The sequence below is a fragment of the Natrinema soli genome, assembly GCF_028618695.1.
In genome coordinates this window covers 121,983-141,894 of the sequence record NZ_JAQIVI010000132.1, presented here as the reverse complement: position 1 = coordinate 141,894, position 19,912 = coordinate 121,983, and the positions used below count along the sequence as shown (strand labels likewise).

Annotated in this window: 17 protein-coding genes; 9 read left to right on the top strand and 8 right to left on the bottom strand. The window is 58.1% G+C overall.

Translation table 11 applies throughout. From position 1 onward, the window contains the following. Positions 1-117 precede the first annotated feature (117 nt). Positions 118-1,118 (top strand): IS630 family transposase gene (locus tag PGX04_RS09295; RefSeq protein WP_273738243.1). Its coding sequence is split into 2 segments (ribosomal slippage): positions 118-619 and positions 619-1,118, totalling 1,002 coding nucleotides; the frame shifts between segments, so codons are not numbered across the junction. Between the two features lie 265 nt (positions 1,119-1,383). Here PGX04_RS09295 and PGX04_RS09290 read toward each other — a convergent pair. The 4 genes from PGX04_RS09290 to PGX04_RS09275 form a co-directional block, all read right to left on the bottom strand. Then, positions 1,384-1,782, bottom strand: coding sequence for a diol dehydratase small subunit (locus PGX04_RS09290; protein WP_273738242.1), 399 nt, complete (start codon positions 1,780-1,782; stop codon positions 1,384-1,386). Between the two features lie 2 nt (positions 1,783-1,784). After that, positions 1,785-2,357 (bottom strand): propanediol/glycerol family dehydratase medium subunit, encoded by a 573-nt coding sequence (locus PGX04_RS09285; RefSeq protein WP_273738241.1) that lies wholly within the window; start codon positions 2,355-2,357, stop codon positions 1,785-1,787. 6 nt (positions 2,358-2,363) lie between these two features. Continuing rightward, a complete protein-coding gene (locus PGX04_RS09280) occupies positions 2,364-4,091 on the bottom strand; it encodes a propanediol/glycerol family dehydratase large subunit (protein WP_273738240.1) in 1,728 nt (575 codons plus the stop codon). A 176-nt stretch (positions 4,092-4,267) separates the two neighbouring features. Continuing rightward, positions 4,268-4,681, bottom strand: coding sequence for a GlcG/HbpS family heme-binding protein (locus PGX04_RS09275; protein WP_273738239.1), 414 nt, complete (start codon positions 4,679-4,681; stop codon positions 4,268-4,270). Between the two features lie 250 nt (positions 4,682-4,931). Between PGX04_RS09275 and PGX04_RS09270 the strand changes: the two genes are divergently transcribed. After that, positions 4,932-6,827: a diol dehydratase reactivase subunit alpha gene (locus tag PGX04_RS09270; protein WP_273738238.1), complete on the top strand. Its 1,896-nt coding sequence runs from the start codon at positions 4,932-4,934 to the stop codon at positions 6,825-6,827. A gap of 129 nt (positions 6,828-6,956) precedes the next feature. Further along, on the top strand, positions 6,957-7,241 hold the full coding sequence (locus PGX04_RS09265) for a glycerol dehydratase reactivase beta/small subunit family protein (RefSeq protein ID WP_273738237.1): 285 nt from the start codon (positions 6,957-6,959) through the stop codon (positions 7,239-7,241). A gap of 264 nt (positions 7,242-7,505) precedes the next feature. Here the strand turns inward: PGX04_RS09265 and PGX04_RS09260 are convergent, their stop codons facing one another. The 3 genes from PGX04_RS09260 to PGX04_RS09250 form a co-directional block, all read right to left on the bottom strand. Beyond that, entirely contained in the window at positions 7,506-8,546 is a 1,041-nt protein-coding gene (locus PGX04_RS09260; RefSeq protein ID WP_273738236.1) for an NAD(P)-dependent alcohol dehydrogenase, read from the bottom strand. Between the two features lie 196 nt (positions 8,547-8,742). Beyond that, positions 8,743-9,492 carry an iron-sulfur cluster assembly protein gene (locus PGX04_RS09255; protein ID WP_273738235.1) on the bottom strand — a complete coding sequence of 250 codons (750 nt, stop codon included), beginning with the start codon at positions 9,490-9,492 and terminating at the stop codon, positions 8,743-8,745. Continuing rightward, on the bottom strand, positions 9,492-10,550 hold the full coding sequence (locus tag PGX04_RS09250; protein ID WP_273738234.1) for an amidohydrolase family protein: 1,059 nt from the start codon (positions 10,548-10,550) through the stop codon (positions 9,492-9,494). Before PGX04_RS09250 ends, PGX04_RS09255 begins: the two co-directional genes overlap by 1 nt. A gap of 657 nt (positions 10,551-11,207) precedes the next feature. Between PGX04_RS09250 and PGX04_RS09245 the strand changes: the two genes are divergently transcribed. The 3 genes from PGX04_RS09245 (at position 11,208) to PGX04_RS09235 (ending at position 13,347) form a co-directional block, all read left to right on the top strand. Further along, positions 11,208-11,984 (top strand): IclR family transcriptional regulator, encoded by a 777-nt coding sequence (locus PGX04_RS09245; RefSeq protein WP_273738233.1) that lies wholly within the window; start codon positions 11,208-11,210, stop codon positions 11,982-11,984. Positions 11,985-12,210: 226 nt separating this feature from the next. Next, positions 12,211-12,495 carry a HalOD1 output domain-containing protein gene (locus tag PGX04_RS09240; protein ID WP_273738232.1) on the top strand — a complete coding sequence of 95 codons (285 nt, stop codon included), beginning with the start codon at positions 12,211-12,213 and terminating at the stop codon, positions 12,493-12,495. A gap of 561 nt (positions 12,496-13,056) precedes the next feature. Next, complete coding sequence (locus PGX04_RS09235) at positions 13,057-13,347, top strand: ArsR/SmtB family transcription factor (RefSeq protein ID WP_273738231.1); 291 nt, start codon at positions 13,057-13,059, stop codon at positions 13,345-13,347. Between the two features lie 437 nt (positions 13,348-13,784). Here PGX04_RS09235 and PGX04_RS09230 read toward each other — a convergent pair whose 3' ends face one another. Further along, on the bottom strand, positions 13,785-15,998 hold the full coding sequence (locus tag PGX04_RS09230) for an AAA family ATPase (RefSeq protein ID WP_273738230.1): 2,214 nt from the start codon (positions 15,996-15,998) through the stop codon (positions 13,785-13,787). A gap of 184 nt (positions 15,999-16,182) precedes the next feature. On the opposite strand from PGX04_RS09230, the gene PGX04_RS09225 reads away from it, so the two are divergent. The 3 genes from PGX04_RS09225 to PGX04_RS09215 all read left to right on the top strand — a co-directional run bounded on the left by PGX04_RS09225 (position 16,183) and on the right by PGX04_RS09215 (position 19,672). Next, a complete protein-coding gene (locus PGX04_RS09225; RefSeq protein WP_273738229.1) occupies positions 16,183-17,100 on the top strand; it encodes a hypothetical protein in 918 nt (305 codons plus the stop codon). Positions 17,101-17,123: 23 nt separating this feature from the next. Then, positions 17,124-18,854 carry a pyrroloquinoline quinone-dependent dehydrogenase gene (locus PGX04_RS09220; protein WP_273738228.1) on the top strand — a complete coding sequence of 577 codons (1,731 nt, stop codon included), beginning with the start codon at positions 17,124-17,126 and terminating at the stop codon, positions 18,852-18,854. A gap of 68 nt (positions 18,855-18,922) precedes the next feature. Then, complete coding sequence (locus PGX04_RS09215) at positions 18,923-19,672, top strand: hypothetical protein (protein ID WP_273738227.1); 750 nt, start codon at positions 18,923-18,925, stop codon at positions 19,670-19,672. The last annotated feature ends 240 nt before the right edge of the window (positions 19,673-19,912 follow it).

Here is a 19,912-nt window from a genome sequence, read left to right as displayed (position 1 = left end):
GCTCATGCCGCCATCTTCTCGAGAAGCGTCTCTTTGGCCGGGGATCGGCCGAAGTGTGATCGAGCAAGAGGGCTGTACCCATTAGAACTTTCTACTCAGAAGGGGTTGCTGAACACAATGGATCATCTCGACGAGATCTCTGTCGAGGAATTACAGGATGCCCTCGATAACGTGGAGGGGAAGAAGCCGACACAACGTCTCTTCGCAGTGATAGCGTACAAAAACGGCGTTACGCAGACTGAACTAGCCGAGTGGTACGACGTTCAGCGACGAACGATCTATAGTTGGCTCAAACGACTCGACACCGACGAGTCGCTTGAGCAGGCAGTTACTGACGCTCACCGACCTGGGAGGAAACGAAAACTCCCAGAAAACGAACAACAAGAATTCGAAGAAACCGTCCACGAATCTCCTCGGGAAGTTGGGGTTGACGCACCGGCGTGGACGCCGGCACTCGTTCAGCAGTATCTCGAGGAGACGTACGATGTCGAGTACTCGATCCCGAGTTGCAGGCGACTGCTCAAAGAAGCGGGATTGCGCTATCAAAAACCACGCCGGACAGTCGCCGAGTCTGAGTCCGACGAGCAAGAACCGTTCCGCGAGGAACTCAAAAACAGTGGCGGGAGATGGGTGCCACAGTAGTCTGTATCGATCAAACCAAGAAATCAGTCCAGGTTAAGCCGCGTGCCGCGTGGTTTCCGTGCGGCACACGGCCGTCCGTCGAATTATCCGGCCAATGCGACTGGCTGTGTCTCTTGGGCGCGATCACCGAGGACGGTGATCGCTTTTTCGCTCGATTCGAAGAGTACGTTACTGCCGATCACGCGAAACATCTCCTTTTCGCGTTATGCAAAGAGTTCGAGGATAATTTGATCGTGATTCTGGACGGAGCGCCGTCCGTTCACGCGTCGGCCATCGCGGACCTAGCGGCCCGTGACGACCTCGCATTCATCACGCTCCCGGCATATTCGCCAGAATTGAACCCTGTCGAAGAGTGCTGGCGACAGTTACAAACAGCTCTCAGCAACCGGTTCTTCGACTCATCTGGCGAGCTAACAATAGCGATCGATACCGCTCTCGAGCAACTCTCTGTCCAAAAAGTGAGCAACTATTTCTAACGTCTACTATATCCTCACTAGATATTGCCAGAGGGTGTTATAGGGATCATTCAGGTGGTTCGTGGTCTCGTCGAGAAACACGGAGGAGAGATGCTCAAACAACGATAGCGTCTCGGTCGCCACGACAGTGAAGTACAACTCTACCGAAGGATCATCTTGCAGGGTCGCTGAACTCGTTCCACCTCGGCGTTCACCCTGCTCTTTGGTGCGCTAGCTGTTCTATGACGCCCTCACTGCCAAGTACGGATACTATGTGGATTAGCGATCAGTAGAGATTGCGTTCCTCATAAATCTCCGCAGCTTCCCGCACGTGTTCAGCATTGATCTCAGCGTCGTACTCATTTTCAAGCTCATTAGCGATATCGTGCAACTTCTCTTTCTCTGCACCGCTCGGCCGGAGTGCGTTATAAATCTCGAGGATGCGATCGTCCGGCACTCGTGTTAATTCAGCAGCTCGTCGGAAGTTTTGAGCGAGTTGTGGTCGACCGTTCTCATCCGCTATCTGGGCTTGCTTCTCGAGGGTTTCTGGCGAAATCACGAGTTCTTCGCCATCTATTTCACCCTCAACCACTTTTTCAAGTGTGATTTCTGAGAGTTTTGTTCCGTCCGGAGTCTTGACCTGATCTGGATGATCCGATAGTGGATAGTCGATATCGTCTGTCATGGTTATTCGAAGGACACCTCTATTTCCATCGGCTCCTCGGTTTCGTTTTTATATTGCATTTCCTTGATGTGCCAGACCGCCGCGAGCGCCTGGTACTTCGGACGCGCCATTGGATCATTCGCGACCGGGACCGGCTCCGGATTCTCTCCTTTCGCATACCGGGCCGCGTTCTGACCGATCGACCGGTACGTCTCCGTGTCGATCAGGGGCGCCTGCGGAAACAGTTCCAAATTGCTCAGCGGAACGAGATCCTCCTGGTGGATGAGCGTCGTCCCGCGAGTCTGGATCCCGATCGAAATCCCCGATCCACTGAGGGTCGCTCCCCTGAGCCCGATAACGCCGAGATCTAGACTGTCAGTGAACCGAACGACACGGGGAGTGAGGCCCTCCTCTTCGATACCGGCCATCATCTCGCGGAGCACTGCTGCGAGTTTCACTCCCGCGAGCGTTTCGTCTTTCATCTCGTTGAACCCGGCGCTGATCGAAATCACGACCTCGTCCGCGTTTCGTCCTTCTTCCGCGGGACCTCTCTCGTTCAATACTACGCTCCATTTGCGTTGCGTTACCTGCGACATTGGTGATCAGATGTCCTCCGGATCGACGGCGAACCGAACGGCTTTCTTTTCCTCCCACTTCTCTCCCGTGAGTCGATGCCCCGTTCCGGGGCCCTGATACTCGTTAGGATCGTTGACCGCGCTCACGACATCGAACGCTCCGTCGCCCTTGAAGACGCCGGAAGTCTGGATGTAATCGCCCGCAACGCGTCCCTTGAGGATCCCCAGCATGTTTTCGGCGATACCGTCGAAGCCGTTTTCGGCCAGGATTTTCACGATATCAGCACCGGTTATCCCATCGTCGATCAACTCTTCTGCGGCCTCGATGTCCTCTGCCGTGCTGCGTTCGGGCATCTCTTTGCTGCCATCGGCGTAGATCGCAGCCTCGACTTCGTCGTCGGTGATTCTGGGGAATCCGAGCACTTCGAAGACGGCCTGTAGCGCTTTGACGGCGCGCTCCCGGCACTCGAGAACCGCATCTTCGTCGACTGGTCTCGTGCCCCCTTCGACCTGTAAGTCTCGCTGCATCACGTTGTACTCGTCGAAGTCGGACGAGTCGAACGTCGATCCAGCGAACATGTTGTCGTAGTTCGGAACGGAGCTGTATCCCGAGAAGATGAAATCTGTTCCGGCGAGGAACTGCGGCATCATTCGGGCGGTCCGTCGCTTGTCCGAGTGGGTGAACGTCTGGTCGTTTCCAGAGGCGACCTCGAGATCGGCCATCATCGTGATCAGGTTCTCGGCGGCGACCTCTTTGACACCGGCCGGGACTGACGCGGGGATCGCGATACAGCTGATGCCGCCGTTCTGAAGGCCCTGAACACCGCACCCTTTTGTGACCAAGATACAGCGAGCCTCCAGATAGAGCATCGATTTCCCCTCGGCCTGCCCCATGTTGAGTTCGGAACCGGCACCGGACGTGTACCGCATCTTCAGCCCGCGCGATGCGTATCCCGACGCGAGGAAGGCCTTCGACCAGGGCGTATCGTCACCGTCTCTGAATACGTCCTCCGTCCCGTATACGGAGACGGTTTCCGCATAGCCGGTTAGCCCCCGCATCCCGAGTTCGAGTTCCGTCGCTTCCTCGACGGCGCACTGCGTGATAACCCCGCCGCGACCGCACTGCGCACCGATCTGCTGTGCTAACGCGGTCAGCGGCGCCATACGGGCCACGCCGACGGTGTTTTCCGCCTCGTAGAAGCCGCGAAGTGCGGCTTCGGCGGCGTCCGCAGCGATCTGAGCGACGTTGTCCTCGACGCTCGTCACGTGACACTGGTTTCCGGGCGTCTGTCGGGTTCGCATCTTCTTCATCGCCATAATGATCTCGGCGATATCGAGGTGATTGACGACCTCGACCAGTTTGGCCGGAGTCATGGCCGTCGACAGTGCCACGATTTCGTCGCGCGAGACGTTGATGTCGACGAGATCACGCGCGAATTCCTCCGAATCGAGACTCATAGCCTCCTCGGCCTTCTCAACGGTGATCGCGTAATCGGCGATGAAGCGATCGATGAAGTCGAAATCGCCGCGGTCCTTGCCGTCCATCTCGACGATTTCTCCGTCCTCGATTTCGATACTCGGGTCCGGATCGTTCGGGCTCTCCATCGCCACGAATCCGACGTCGGGCCATTCGTTTACGAACCCATCTTCAGTCACCGCTTGACTGTCCAGTTTCTCGAAACGCTTCGAGCGCGTCGTACCTGGTTCGTCAAGTTCACCAGCGTCGTCGATAGTAGGTGTGTCATCCTCTGACATTGAACATTTTTAAATTGACGATTGTACATATATACCTTAGCTATTTTTACTATTCGGTTTCCAACTGAATAATGTCTAGATAAAATTTACTTATATTCCTTATCTTCTATTATTTTCTTTGGATACTATCTCGTTCGGTAACTGATATCTCGCTTCTCGTGCGGTGGATACCGCGTCTAGTCTTCATCGAATGCATCGACTCCCGCTCGTGCGACTTCCTCGTCTTCGTCCACGCTGCCGCCGGAGACTCCGACAGCACCGATGACGTTACCGTCGCCATCCCTGAGTGGGAAGCCGCCCCCGAACGTGACAATCCGCCCGTCGTTCGTGTTTCCGATGCCGTACAGCGGCTCACCGGGCTGTGAAGCGTCGTGAATCGCTCGCGTATCCATCTTCAGCGAGATCGCGGAGTAGGCCTTGTTGCGAGCGATATCGATACTCGCCAGAAGAGCGTCGTCCATTCGATGAAATCCGACGAGGTTCGCGCCCTCGTCCAGCACCGCGATACACATCGGAACCTGTACCTCGTCGGCCTTTTTTTCCGCTGCCGCGATGATTTCCTTCGCAGCCTCCAGTGTTACTTCCGTCATGCTCGTCTCGCCCCTTCATAACGGAAGACAATAAGTATACGGGTGATGTTACCATTCAGTACATGACCGGTAACCGTAGCAGAGTTCCTTGAGACGGACTGGACACGCTACGGCGCCGTTCCACCCGCAGCGGATGGTTCTGGATAGCGCCGCTGACTCGCCGGCGAGATCGTGTTCGGCTTGGAGCAGTCTCGACTCTCGCATCGGGAAAAGTACTTTACCGATCCCCGTGACAGTTAACAAGTCGCATATGGAGCACATTGCAGGCGTGGATATTGGGAACTCGAGCACCGAAGTTGCGCTATTGCGTCGGTCGGAATCAACGGATACCGAGTTCATTTCGGACGCGCTGTACAGAACGACTGGACTCAAAGGGACGAAGAAGAACGTTCCCGGAGTGATCACGGCCTTGGAGAGGGCGACAGAAAAAGCGGAAATCGACCTCTCGGAGATCGATTGCGTTCTCCTCAACGAAGCGGCCCCGGTCATCGGCGACGTCGCCATGGAAACGATCACTGAGACGGTGATTACGGAATCGACGATGATCGGACACGACCCGTCGACGCCGGGTGGAACGGGAGTTGGGACGGGGACGACCGTAGAAATCACGGCGGATGAGGACCAGAACTCGGTGGATGATCCGATCGTCTTCCTCGTTCCGGAGTCCGTCGATTTCGCGATCGCTGCCAAGATTATCGACGAGTGGACGGAGAAAGGATACGAGATCAACGGTGCAATCGTGCAGAAAGACGACGCGGTCCTGATCAACAATCGGATCGAGATCGATATCCCGATCGTTGATGAAGTGAACGAGCTGTCTAAAGTGCCGCGCGGCCAGCGCGCCGCTATCGAAGTCGCACCGCCGACGACCGGTAAAACGATCGACGAACTGTCTAATCCGTACGGGATCGCGACGGTGTTCGACCTATCTCCGGAAGAGACGCAGAAGATCATACCGGTTTCGCGGGCTCTCGTTGGCAACAAATCCGCGGTCGTCGTCAAGACCCCGACGGGCGACGTCGAAGAGCGGACGATTCCCGCCGGGGAACTCCGGATAATCGACGAGCGCGGTAATACGACCGCGGTACCGGTCGACGAGGGCGCGGAAACCGTGATGGACGCCATGATGGACAGCTGGCCGGTATCGGACGTGCGGGGGGAGAGCGGTTCGAATATCGGCGGAATGCTGAATCGAGCCCGAAGCAGCATGGCCGAGGTGACGGGACAGCCCGTTGAGTCCATCGAGATACGAGACATTCTGGCCGTCGACACCCTCGTTCCACAGGAAGTCGAGGGTTCCGTTGCAGAGGAATATTCGATGGAGAGTGCGGTGGGCTTGGCCGCGATGGTGAAGACCCGGCGGCTCCCGATGCAGCAGATCGCGAATGGTATACGGGAGAAAGTGGACACGGGAGTCGTCATTCAGGGTATCGAAGCGAACATGGCCGTTCTCGGTTCGCTCACTACGCCCGGAACCGACTATCCGATAGCGATTCTTGACATGGGTGGCGGGTCGACTGATGCCGCATACATGGCCGAAGACAAGTGCATCACGTCAGTTCACCTCGCAGGCGCCGGCGATATGGTGACCATGCTCATCGACTCCGAACTCGGGTTAGAGGATCGAGACCTCGCAGAGGCCGTAAAGATCAATCCATCTGCGAAAGTCGAGACGCTGTTCAGCGTCCGCCAGGAAGACGGGACCGTCGACTTTCTGGACGAACCGGCCGATCCCGAACTCTTCGGTCGGACCGTACTGCTCGGCAATAACGGAGAGATGCGCGCCGTTCCCCTCGACACGTCCCCGGCCGAAATTCGACGCGTTCGACGCCGAGCGAAGCGCAGCGTCTTTGTCAAAAATGCGGAGCGAGCGCTCAATATAATTACACCGACGGACTCTATCCGCCAGTTACCGTTCGTCGTCTTGGCTGGTCGCTCCGCCCTCGACTTCGAGATTCCCGAGATGATCTCGGACGCGATGGCAGAGTACGGAATCGTTTGCGGGAGCGCTAACGTCCGCGGTGCGACGGGACCGCGAAACGCTGTCGCGACGGGACTCGTTCTGTCACAGAGAGACGACGGATCGTATCTGGACTTCGAAATTCCGACGGAGCTCTCGTCGGCACTGGATCGAACGACCGTCTGACCGCGCCGAAGCTAGAGTTTTGTAACTGGAACCGGTATCGAACACGTCATGGATACGCGTCGAGACGAGAATGGAGCCGACGTGCCTTGCATCGTTATACGATATGCCGGTTGTGAGAAAATAACGGAGGTGAGTCACGTCGAATACGGAATCGAAGAGGAAGGCGTTCCGTGGACCGTTCAACAGGGATACGGAGGAGACGGTATCACGGTCGCTCGCGGCGCGGCGGCCGATTCCTCGCTGCGGATCGGCGTGAGCGTGACGCCCGACTCGCGTATCGTGGTTCACCACAAACGTCTTCCCGACGACGAACCGGTGTTCGATATCGCCGACGTCACAGCGGAGACCGCACGGAAACTCGGTGCGAATTCGGCTCGTCTCGCGAAAGGGACGCCGTTTAAGACAGTCGAATAGCCGGTTCCGGTCCGGTGGTCCCCGGCTCACGTCAGCATGGTTCCCGCAGCGAACGCAGCGAGTACTGAAAAGACGTCGGCGAGGCGTCTCCGGAGACGCGGTGACGCTCAGTTACTCATAGCGGAGTCCGGCGGTCCCAATACGAGACCGTTCGCCTCGAGCCAGCGGTTACAAGCGACACGCGGCCTGTAGTCATCCCGGTCGGCCCCGGTTACGCGACGAACGGACGTCCGATCGCGTGCTGTCGTTCTATCTCAGCGTGTGTCACGGCGTGATAACGGCCCGACCGTCGACCTCACCGCGTTCTAATTTCTTCGCTACGTCGTTGATTTCCGCTAGTTCGTATCGGTCAGTGTGAAGCGTGACCTCGTCGCGTTCGATGAGTGCGACGAGTTCCTGAAGTTCGGTATATCGGCCGACGATATTACCCTGATAGGCGAACTCGCCGTCGACGAGCGCCTGTGCCGGTTCGTGGATGTGGCCGCCGTAGCCGATGATGTGATGATCGCCGCCCACAGCACAGATTTCCGGTGCCAGCGAGGTCGTCTCGTCGGCGCCCACAAAGTCGAGGACTTGCGCCGCGCCAGTACCGTCGGTGATATTGTTAAGTTCGTTCGGGATGTCCTGGCGCTCCGGATTCAATGTATAATGCGCACCGAGATCGTCGGCGAGGCCCCGCGCTGACTGCTTCACGTCGACAGCGACGATCTCGGCGGCGCTCATCGCATTCAGACACTGGAGTCCGATGTGTCCAAGGCCTCCAACACCAATGACGACAGCGAAGTCGCCGGGATTTAGTCCCTCGACGGCCTTTTTGGCGGCGTGATAGGCCGTGATACCGGCGTCCGCGTGGGGGGCAATATCGACCGGGTCGACGCCGTCGGGAAGCGGAACGACCGATCGTTCGCTAGTTAGCAACTCGCCGGCGAATCCGCCGTCGGTCGTGAGCCCGTTGAACGACTGGTTCTCGCAGTACATCGTCTCACCCAGTCGGCACGGCCGGCAGATACCGCAGGTCTGCACCGGATGGCAAATGACGCGGTCGCCTTCCTCGACCAGCGACACTTCCTCGCCAACCTCGACTATTGTACCCGCGTTCTCGTGACCCAGCGTCATCGGAAGATCTTGCTCGACGTACGCCGTCCACATCCCCTCGATGATGTGGTTGTCCGTCTGGCACCACCCCGCCCCTTCCACCTCGACGACCACATCGTCAGAAGCACCGATAGTCGGTCTGTCGATCTCGTCAAGCGAGAGCGCGTCACCCATCTCGTCGGTATAGCTATGTAAGCGTGCAGCTAGCATGCTGTAATCTAACAAACCCAGTACGTATAATAAAAATATCGGAACGGTCCGCCCATAGGCGTCCACAGGAAGCCGTTCGAACGTAGCGACCGGATATTGGGCCGTGAAACGGTGTCTCGTCACTGTCGGCGAGACACGAGCAGACCGAGGCACCGATAAGCCGCGGCGGATGAGACGATCGAAAGGGTGTCCCGGGTCAGTTCGACGACCAGCGAGCCTCGTTCAGCGCATCGCACACGCCACCCTGACCGGTCATGTTGACCCTCGCCAACCGTGCGCGCTTGTGGATCAGGTCGAACTGCTCGGGTTCGATCGGTTCGCCTTCGGGTGTCCGGAACAGGACGTCGCAGTCGTCGTCGATGAGTCCGGTCGCGCGAGCTTTCTCCACGTAGGACTCGAGCGGGTCCGCCGAGACGGGTATCTCCACGGACCTATCCTGTACGGTGACGGCCACTCCATCATCGAACGAGAGGTCGCCGTACTCAAGAGCGACGATCTGCTCGGCGGTCACGCCCGCATCGAGCAGTTCGTTCAGGGCCTCGTACTGACGGGCGAGGCGCGCCTTGGAGTCGAGCGTCGCGCGAATATCGGCGACGCTTCCGTCAGCGTCGGGGAACACCTCGCCGAAGGACCGACGAGCGTTAACCCCTTCGGTGATCTCCGTCTCGTGCATGTGCTCTCGCAGGACGATGGACGCCTGGTCCACGCCCGGAAGCGACTCGACCTCGTCGCGAGCGTCCGTCGCCATCATCCACGCGAAGGCGGGCGAACACCAGGCCGTCGGAAGCATGAACGAGACGTCGACCGTGGTTCCCTGCACGACGATTTCGCTGATATAGTCGAGTGCGACGATGGATTCGTCGAGTTCCGGGTCGGTCACGTTGTCCAGTCTCTTTCGAACGTCCGAGATCGAGGGTGGAGTATTTCGGGAGTTGTCGATTGACATCAGTCTGCTGTCCCGTCGATAGTCTCGTAGTGGTCTGCTATGCCGAACTCCTGTGCGATGTCGTCGGATCGGAACTGTTCCTTCTTGGCCTCGATGTCGATGTCGTACAGTTCAGCGGCGTTTTCTCCCATGATTTTCTTCAGTACGTCCGTAGTGAGTTCGACGCCGTACTCGTCTCTCTGCTCGTCGGTGAGTTCTGCGTTCATCACCGCGTCGACCAGCCAGTTTGGGTCCCACAACGCGTAATCAGAACCGAAGAGGATGCGGTCTTCACCCAGCCAGTATAGTAGCTCGCCCATTATCTCGCCGAACTTCCGTGGGCGATCCAGGGCCATCGGCGCAGCCACTGCCAAGCCGCCATAGACGTTCGGTTCCTGAGTCGCGATCCAACAGAAGTCGTCGAGTCGCGGTAGTCCGACGTGTTCGACGACGAACGTCAGCTCGGGGAAAGAAGATGCAGCATCGTCGATATCGCTCACGTCGAAGGCGTCACGGTTGAGCGGACGGATAGTCGGACCTTTGTGGGCATGAACCTTGTCGATACCCAGGTCGATACACTTCTGGAGGTATTCGAACGAGTCGTCGCTGTCGAGGCGCCACCCTTTCGAGTCGTCCTTCCATTCGGCGGTATAAACCTTGACGGCCTCGATATCGTACCGCTCCTTCTGACGCTCGAGGTCTCGCAATCCCGCCTCGCCGTCTCGTGGATCGAACCGTCCGTTGAGGATGAACCGCTCCGGATACCGCTCCGCAAGTTCGGCGTTCTGATCAGTGGTATTGAACCCATCTTCGTAGAAGTCTGTGAGGTACGACGGCTGGAAGATTGCCATATCGACCGCTGCGTTGCCAAACAGGTCCTCGGTCATCCGATCCGGTCCGTAATGACGGTACTGCTCGAGGCTCCACTGTTGGTCTTCGGGGGTAAAGCCCGTATGATAGTCGTAGAAACATTGAATGAATTGCTCACCGCCCCTGTGCTTGATGTTTTCCTCTCGAGCGTCCCAGAGATGGACGTGGCCGTCAATAACGAATATCTCCTCGCCTTCGTGATGGTACATCTCGTGTGATTGTTAGTGCCATTCACCATAATAGTTCCTCCTATATCCAATTCGCAAATGTATTCCTCCGAATTCGCCGATATCACCCGAATCTGTTCGGTGTATTAGCTGGTGAACTGACCTATTCGAATAATGGAACCGTGCGCGGTGAGAGAATCTGATAATCGGGGTGACCGTTCCAGCAATCCCAGACAGACGCTACACACTTATTTCCGACCGGCTGCGTGATTGAGTGTTTTTGACGAAAAGCGGGTAGCAGTTCATCTTTGTTGAAGAACAATCCGCGTCCGGATACATCGGCTTCGATTCGGAATCAAACCGGTCGTTGTCCATTGTACACGAACTACTTCAACCTCGACTCCAACTGGTGAAGTATGACGACCTGGGACGGTATCGCGTTAGATCACGGGCGGTTCGTCAGAGTAGAACACCGATCGATGGAATTTACATCCATACGGGTGTAATACCTAAGGGCGGGCCGCGGAGTATATCCGTCGATCCGGTGAAAAATGATTTCGAAGCACGCGGCTGACGGCTCCTTCCCCTGAACTAACGGATATCCGTCTGGGCGATAACAATCATCCCAGAGTCCATGCTATGAAGGCATCGATTCAACACAGGCGAAAATTGATGATGGTTCGTCCTAGTAGAGGGTATATGGGCAGAGAAAACGCGCCGACTCGGATCGAATCGGTCGAACGGTCGCTCGAGATCGTTCAAATCATGACCGATCTCGGGACCGCCTCGGCGACCGAAATCGCCGAGCGATTAAATCTAGCGAAGAGCACCACTCATTATCACCTGAAAACGCTCGAGGACATGGAATTCGTCGTTCGGAAGGAAAACGGATACCGAATCGGGATGAAACTGCTCACGATGGGTCATGACTTAGTCAACCAGATGAACCTGTACCGTATCGGGAAACCGAACGTGGATCGCCTCGCACAGGAGACCGGCGAGTTGAGCATTCTCATGGTCGAAGAACATGGTCTTGGCTATTACATCTACGATTCACGTGGTGACAAGGCGGTCAACTTCGACACGGTCGGGAGTGAGAAATATCTCCACAACAACGCGCTCGGGAAAGCGGTCCTGGCGCATCTCCCTGATGAACGTGTGGATGCCATCATCGACCGTCACGGGCTCCCGAAAACGACAGAGCAGACGATCACCGATCGCGAGACACTCGATGCGGAACTGACCACGGCCTATACCGAAGGCGTCACGTTCGATCGGGAAGAGCAGCTAGAAGGCCTCTGCTGCGTGGGTGCACCGATCCGGAACCCACAGACTACCGACGATCACAGCATCCAGGGCGCTATCAGCGTCGCGGTGCCAGCCAGCCGTGCCCAAGGCGAATACTTTACCGATGAACTCGCCACGGCAGTCACCGATACTGCGAATCTGATCGAACTCGAGTTGGCCGACTACTAGCAATCACATCTGCTATTGAACTATCTAAAGTGATTTGAAAATTCTATAACTTGACAGAAGGAATAAAAATTGGTTTCTGAGGTCTCGTTCTTCAATCTCTAGTTCGTGGCTGTAGCATACTTACCCCGACGCCGCACCCCTATTCAACAGAGTAGAATGAATACTGGTCTGGAAACGGGCCAGCTATTTCGAAAGTAGTTTATATAGGTCTATGGAGGTTCGTGTTATGACGGACTCACCTGCTCAGAATACGGGCACCTCTTCAGCACCGAAACAGAACTCGAATCGAGAGACGACACCTATCATTGCCGTTGTTTCTGCAGTTGCCGATGCTGCTGGGACAGACCCGCTTGAATTGCCACCGCTCAGCAACGCGATTAACCCTGAGGCAGTGAATGACCTGGTTGACTGCAGACGGAGTTCTGGCCTCGAGTCGATTTCCTTTGAGTATGCAGGATACGACGTTGTTGTCTCTGGCACTGGCGATATTCAAGTGACACAGTCCGAGTGAATCACTCACTGGTACGTCGACTCCCTGCACATCTTTTTCGCCGTTTTGCTGGCTCCAAATCGACCGGAGACCAGCTCTATTAACCAACAGATCGACAGTAGTAGAATCAGAGTTGGTTACCAAAATACGCTCTTCTGTAGAATCCGGGAGTGTCCCCTTAGCAAGACACGTCAACGCTTACGTCGACGGCGAGACGGTCGTCCTCGATCTGGTGGAGTTCCCGACCTCGCCATCGTCGACGCGATGACGCTGTCAGACGGGCACCGCCAGGATGTGGTGGAAACGATCGATTTCAATCGAGGATCCGGACCCCGTCCAGCATCCCAATGCCGACGGCAGGGACGATGGCGTCGTACTGGCGACGGCACTGGACACCGGACAGGTAGACCCCCGCTCGAAGAACCCGTCCGTGATCGTCGTCGTATCTCGTGTCTGAATATTTGAAAGAATCAATCACACTCTGCATGGATTATTATGGACACCAGTTGTATTTGAGTTTACTACGGAGTTCGTCACGTTTCTCGGATAAGTATTTATAATGGGGGATACTCGGATATCGGTATGTCGTTGTTCAAGGTGTTCGGAAGCAGCCAACGCCTGGAAATCCTCCGTGAGTTGACACACCGGCCGATGTACGTTTCAGAACTTACGGAGGCTGTCGGAATGGACGGCAAAACCGCCGCACACCATCTCTCGACGCTCGAAGATGCGGGATTGTTAGAGCACTATTATCAGGGGAACCGGAAGTACTACCGGCTGGTTCAGAGCGTCCAGTTCGAGGCGTCACCGCCGCCAGAACGATCGTTCGTGTTGCAGACTAACGGCCAACCGACAAAGAGTCAGTCCGATTGATCAGTGCTGACCGATTCGTGCCCGAACAGCACGGAGCCATCTCGACGCATCGTCGTCTGTTCCAACTACCGCATCGTCGGCCAGCGGAATCCCACAGTTCGAACATGCGGCTTTTATTCTATGACGAACCAATACGTTTCCACTCCATTGTCGGGCTCGTTCCGGGCAATATCGACGTAGCCGTGCTTTGCGATTTCGTCCGGAAGGACCGCGTCGAACCGTATGCGAACGGGATCTCGAAGGTGTGAGTATCGTTGTAGCTGAGACGGACGACAGTGCGTTCGCGGGTCAACAGTCTGTCGGGTCTGCTTCTCCACGGTAGTTCAATCGAAGGGGACCAGCCCGTGAAGGGGACACAACTCAGTCTCCGAGCCCGTCGCTTCCGATTGGAAAATATTCGTGGCAAGGATCGACAACTGAGCCGCGAGAGTCTGACGCTACTCCTTGCTGTCATCGAAATCTGGAAGCGGATCGGAGATCATACCGATTTGCCCGCCACGTTCGTCACTGATCGTCTGGAGGGCATCGTCGAAGTGGGCAGCGGTAATGTGAATACGCTCGGAATCTGCGTCCGGGTCATCGACGAACTGGCGGACGGCGATCATTGCAGCCTCGCGACAGACCGCTTCAATATCCGCACCGACGTATCCTGCAGTCCGATCGGTGAGAGCGTCCAGATCGACGTCGGCAGCAAGGGGTCGATCGCGCGTGTGGACTGCAAAGATCTGCCGCCGCGAGGCCTCGTCCGGGGTGCCGACGTGGATATGTCGATCGAACCGGCCGGGGCGCATCAGTGCGTCGTCGAGGAGATCTGGGCGGTTCGTCGTCGCGATGACGACGACATCTTCGAGCTCTTCGATCCCGTCGAGTTCGGTTAGGAGCTGTGAAACGACACGTTCGCTGACGCCGGAGTCAGTACTGCCGCCGCCGCGTTCGGCGGCGATAGCGTCGATTTCGTCGAAGAAGACGACCGTCGGCGCGTTCGTTCGCGCCTTCTCGAAGATCTCGCGGATCCCCCGCTCGGATTCGCCGACGTACTTGTTGAGCAACTCGGGGCCCTTGATCGAGATAAAGTTGCTCGCCGCCTCGTTGGCGACGACTTTCGCGAGCAGCGTCTTCCCCGTTCCCGGCGGCCCATACAGCAACACGCCTTTCGCCGGCCGGAGCGACACGCGATCGAACGCGTCGGGGTGTTCCAGTGGCCACTGGACGGTCTCGCGGAGCCGTCGCGTCGTTTCCGCCAGGCCGCCGACATCGTCCCAGGTGGCATCGGGGACTTCCACGAACACTTCCCGGAGTGCCGATGGATCGATCGATCGAAGGGCACTTTCGATATCGCTCGTCGTCAACTCGAGTCCTGCGAGGGACGCGGTATCGACCGGAGCGTCGATATCGTCGTTCCGGTCGTTGGCTACCGGACCCAGTTCGTTCCGATGGAGGACCTGTATCCCCGCCGCTCGAATCAGCCGTTCGAGATCTGCACCGACGAACCCGTGTGTCCGCTCGGCGATTCGATCAAGGTCGACGTCGTCGGCGAGCGGGACCGTACGCGTGTAAATATCGAGGATCTCGCGGCGATCGTCGCGGTCGGGAACGGCGACTTCCACGTCGTGGTCGAAGCGGCCGGCCCGACGGAGCGACCGATCCAGCGACTCGGGGTCGGTCGTCGCTCCGACGACGGCGACGCGAGACTCGGGATCGTGTGCGTCGAGTGTCGAGACGAGTCGGGCCACGCGTCGGTGACCCCGTTCGCCGACGAATTCGTCGGTCAGCGCGTCCAGATCGTCGACGAACAACACTGCAGGGGCGTTCTCTTTCGCCTCGGCCATCGCCGTCTCGAAGGGGTTCTCCTCGCCCGTGTCTCGGGAAACGACTTCCGAGCCACGAACGATCACGATCGAAACACCGGCTTCAGCGGCCGTTGCTCTGACGAGTTGTGTCTTGCCCGTCCCCGGCGGCCCGTACAGCAAGACGCCGTGAGGGGGATCGATATTCAGTGCTCGGAACCGTTCCGGGTTCGAAAGCGGCAGTTCGACGAGTTCGCGGATCTTTCCAATCGCGCCATCGAGTCCGCCGATATCGTCGTAGCCGATCGCCGGCGGATCATTCGCGGGACGTTCCGCCGCCTCGAACGCAGCCCCCGAAAGGCGAATCGCAGTCCAGTCGCGAACGACGACCGGCTCCGCGCCGGGTTCCGTCTCAGTGACGTGGACGCGAGTCCCGTGGCCGGAGTCGGCCGTGTGCCCTGCCCCGCAATCGCCAGTATCGCCGACGGTGAGGGTCTGTCCGGCAACGAGGACCCGATCGACGAGCGCGCCGGCGAGATCAAGCGCGATCGTCTCCGAGGCGGTCGGCGGGAGTTCGAGTGTGAGTCGATCGGCGGGTTTTGGGTCGACTGCAGTGACGGTTACCGTCGCCCCGACGTCGGCGCCCAAGGACTCTCGGAACGATCGAGCGAGTCGAACGGCGTTCTCACCGGTCGTGGCGGTCGATCCAGTCCGGACACGAGCCACAGCGGTCTGTTCGTCGATCGCGAGCTGGACTGCGTCTCCGTCAGCGACTCCAAGCGTGGTCATCGTCGCCGGAGCCAGAGTCGCGTTCGCGCTGTCGGTCGAATTGGACCGAAACGCTGCCTCAATGGTCAACTCCATCAGTCACGTACTCTCAATCCGAGCCATATTAACCCGTGGGTGGGACCCGCATTCCGAGAAGGGATGACTCGTCCTATATCGAGATTCGTTCATCACTATACCATCATCTCAGTATAATTCGCGTCGGAATATACCATCTATCCGAAGGTTTTAATAGACCCGCGTTGTTTTGCCAGAACGGCACATGGTAGAGATGCACACGCCCGAGATTACTGCTCGAGACAGAGAGCGATTAGCTGCCGAGTTCGATGTCAACGGGGCGGATGTCGACTCGGTAGACGAACTCAGAACGGTTGTCGATGCAGAGACGGTCTCGGAGTTCGCTTCGATACGTGAAACCATTCGGAACGAGTTGACTGGCCAACTCGACGTCGGACTCGTTGAATCGACGCTGGCGGATCTCGAGGCGATACTTCAAGGCAGTGAGTCGGTTCGAGAGGCCGGCGTTCCCGCCAGACACGGCGACGGTGACGCCGGTATCGACGAACTCTACCGTGAGCTGATCGCCCCCATCTGGGACGTGTACGAGCACCTCGTGGCGGCGGGCTTCTTCGAGAGCCTCGAAGAGACACTGCCCGCGTTCACGCCGGAACACATCGAGCACACGGCCAGTGGAATGGTGAGCGCAGACGAGTTGCTCGCCGGCCTGACCGACTGCGGCTTCGATGATCACGAGCGGACGGCACTACTCCTCGACGTCATCAACAACAACACACGCCTGTCCCACTGGGTCCCCACGCAAGAGATCCCTGACGGCGTCGAGTTCAACGTCGAGTACGTCCCGCCGCTGTACCACCGGGCGATCGGTGGCGGACTCCTGTGGATCAAGGCACTCGACAGACACCTGGTTCAAAAGGAGATTCTGCTCACCGAGGAGATCCTCGACGACGCACACTGGCGATCGAAGGCGATACTTGGTGGTATCTCCACGTTCTTGCGTGGCGTCCGCGCGGTTGCAGCGGACGACCAGTCGCTGACCGACGAGCAGGTCGTCGCCGCGTTGAGCGCCGGCACAGCGATCACCATCGTCAACCAGGAGGAGCTGATGCAAGAGGCGTTCTGGATTCACGAGGAGAAACGCGCACCGTCGCCGGCGAGATAACAGTACGAAGACAACTAACACATATGGCAGCAGAAGACCACGACTACGACGACGAAGCCGTCAAGGCCGCAAGCGAAACGATCGTCGAAGAGACCGACCTGGGGTATCAGGTGTTTAATGCCCCTGAAGAGGCAGTCCTCGATCAGCACGATATCGATCGAATCCCCCGGTTCGACGTGACCCAGGAGATGCTCGACGAGGGTAGCGCGGATCCCGAGAGTTGGCTGATGTTCGCCAACAACTACGAGGCCCACCGCTACACCACCGCCGACACTATCACGAAGGGCAACGTCGACCAGCTCGAACTCGAGTACGAGATGACGGTCGGTGCCAACTCCAGTATGGAAGGGTCGCCGATCGTCGTTCCTGGCGATCCGCCGGTGATGTACCAGGCCAACGGCCCGAGCCACGTGAAGGCGATCGATGCTCGCGAAGGCGAGACACTGTGGAGTTATACCTATCCGGCACCCGAAGACGCGGTGTTGTGCTGTGACGACAACAACCGGGGCGTCGCGGTCTGGGAGGACAAGATCTACATGACCTCGCTGGACTCGGGCGTCCAGGCACTCGACCGCTACACAGGCGAGGAACTCTGGTACACGTCCACTGCGGACTACAAGGAGGGATACTCCGCGACGTGGGCACCGATCATCTACGACGGCGTTCTCTTCACCGGAAGTGCCGGCGGGGAGTACGGCGTTCGCGGGTTCCACTGCGCAATCGACGCGGAAACCGGCGAGGAACTCTGGCGGATGAACCCCTGCCCCGAGGAGGAGTACATCGGCGACTCGATCAAGCAGTCGGGTGGCACCAACTGGATGAGTCCGACGCTCGATACGGAGCGCGAACTCCTTTACTTCAACGTCGGCAATCCGAGTCCTGACTTCAATGGAACCGTCCGACCGGGACCGAACCGCAACACCTGTTCGACAATCGCCGTCGACATCCACACCGGCGAGATTCAGTGGTCCCACCAAGAGTCCGCACACGATATCTGGGACTACGATTCCGCCCAGATGCGGATGATCCTTCGCAACGTGGAGATCGACCACCGCAACTACGAGGGAGACATCGTCTACAACGCCGGCAAGACCTCGTGGACGTACACGATGCATCCCGATACCGGCGATCTGCTGGTTCGTGGCGAGCCGATCACCCAGCAGATCAACTTCATGAAGATGGTGCCCCACGTCGACGAGGAACGCGAGTACGTCATGCTCCCCGGACTCTTAGGCGGACAGGACTGGCAGCCCTCGGCGTACGACCCCAACACGGGGCTTTGCTACCACAAGGTGCTCAACACGCCCCACTCGATCGAGTGGCGCAATGAGGAGTACAAGGCGGGCGAGAAGTTCTGGGGCGGTATCGTCGACGTCGAACCGGACGAGGAACACGTTCCTGACGACTACAACGGCCACATCAGCGCCATCGCGGCCGTCGACCCCACTACGGGACGGGTCGTGTGGCGCGACTGGATCGACAGCGATCGGTACCTCTGGGGCGGTACGATGACGACGGCCACTGGACTCCTGTTTGCCGGTACGCAGAACGGAAACATGGTCGCCTACGACTCCGAGAACGGCGAGCGACTCTGGGAGTTCGATCTCTCGGACAAGGCCATCGCTGGCGACCCGATCAGCTGGTACGATCCCGGAACGGAGAAACAATACGTCGCGATTCAGGTCGGCGGTAGCGGGTTCGTCGGTCGCGGGCCCCGCGGTGACAAACTCGCAGTCTTCTCGCTGGACGCGTAACCGCCGATCGGCGGCGGTATTCTCCCGTCTACCGACCACAGAAACGGAGACGTAACACATATAGTACAATGGATGACAGTATCGCGATCGGTGAACTCGAACGAATCGTCCGAGCCGATCCGACGGCACTCCCCGAACTGCGCGATCAGATCGAAGCCCGACTCGCCAGCGACGACCCGAACGAGCGGATGGACGCCGGCCGAGCGTTGCGTGTGGCGGCGACCGAGGACCCCGAACTCGTCGGTCCCTATGAGGAGATACTTGTCGAATTGCTGGCAGCAGAGAACGACTCGCTCCGTCTCTCGGGCGCGATCGGGGTCGCCGAAATCGCCGGCATCAATCCCGATCGGGTTCGTGGCGTCGCGCCCCAACTCATCGACGTCCTCGCAGAGACGAACGCCCCGTCCTTGCAGGAAGCACTCCTCCGTTCGCTCACCCGGATCGCGACGGTCGACCCCGCGGCGGTCGCGCCGGCCGATCCGATCGTCGCCGATCGGTTGCCCGAGGCAACGTATTCGATCAAGACGGTCGTCACGCGATCGTTCGTCGACGTGGTCCGGGCGGAGCCACGGCTGTTCGACGAGACTATCGGTGCGTACATGACCGTCATTCAATCCAACTCCGAGCCGATCGCGGGGTTCGCCGTCGAAGCACTCGCCGAGATCGCCGCTGCCGATCCGAGTGCACTGCCACCGCTTGAGCCAATACGCGATCGAATCGAGGAACTGGAGGCAAAGATTGACGCCGATCCACGGCCGAATATCAGGGTGGACGTCAAACAAGCAATCCAGGCGTTACAGGAGGTCGAAACCGGATAGGAGACGAGTAAATGTGGGGCCAGTGGATGCGGGATCCGTGGAGACGAAAGGACCGAATACGAGAGAAGCGAGACAGGACGAGCAGAGTCAGGACGATTGGATACGCTCAAAGGCGGTCAGCTATGCACCGACTACGATGAGACGCTCTCATCGTAGTAGTTGATATTCATGTAACAATTTTGTTATGAATGTATAACGATGTCTACCAGCGTAAACGTGATTACTACAGGACCGAGTGTG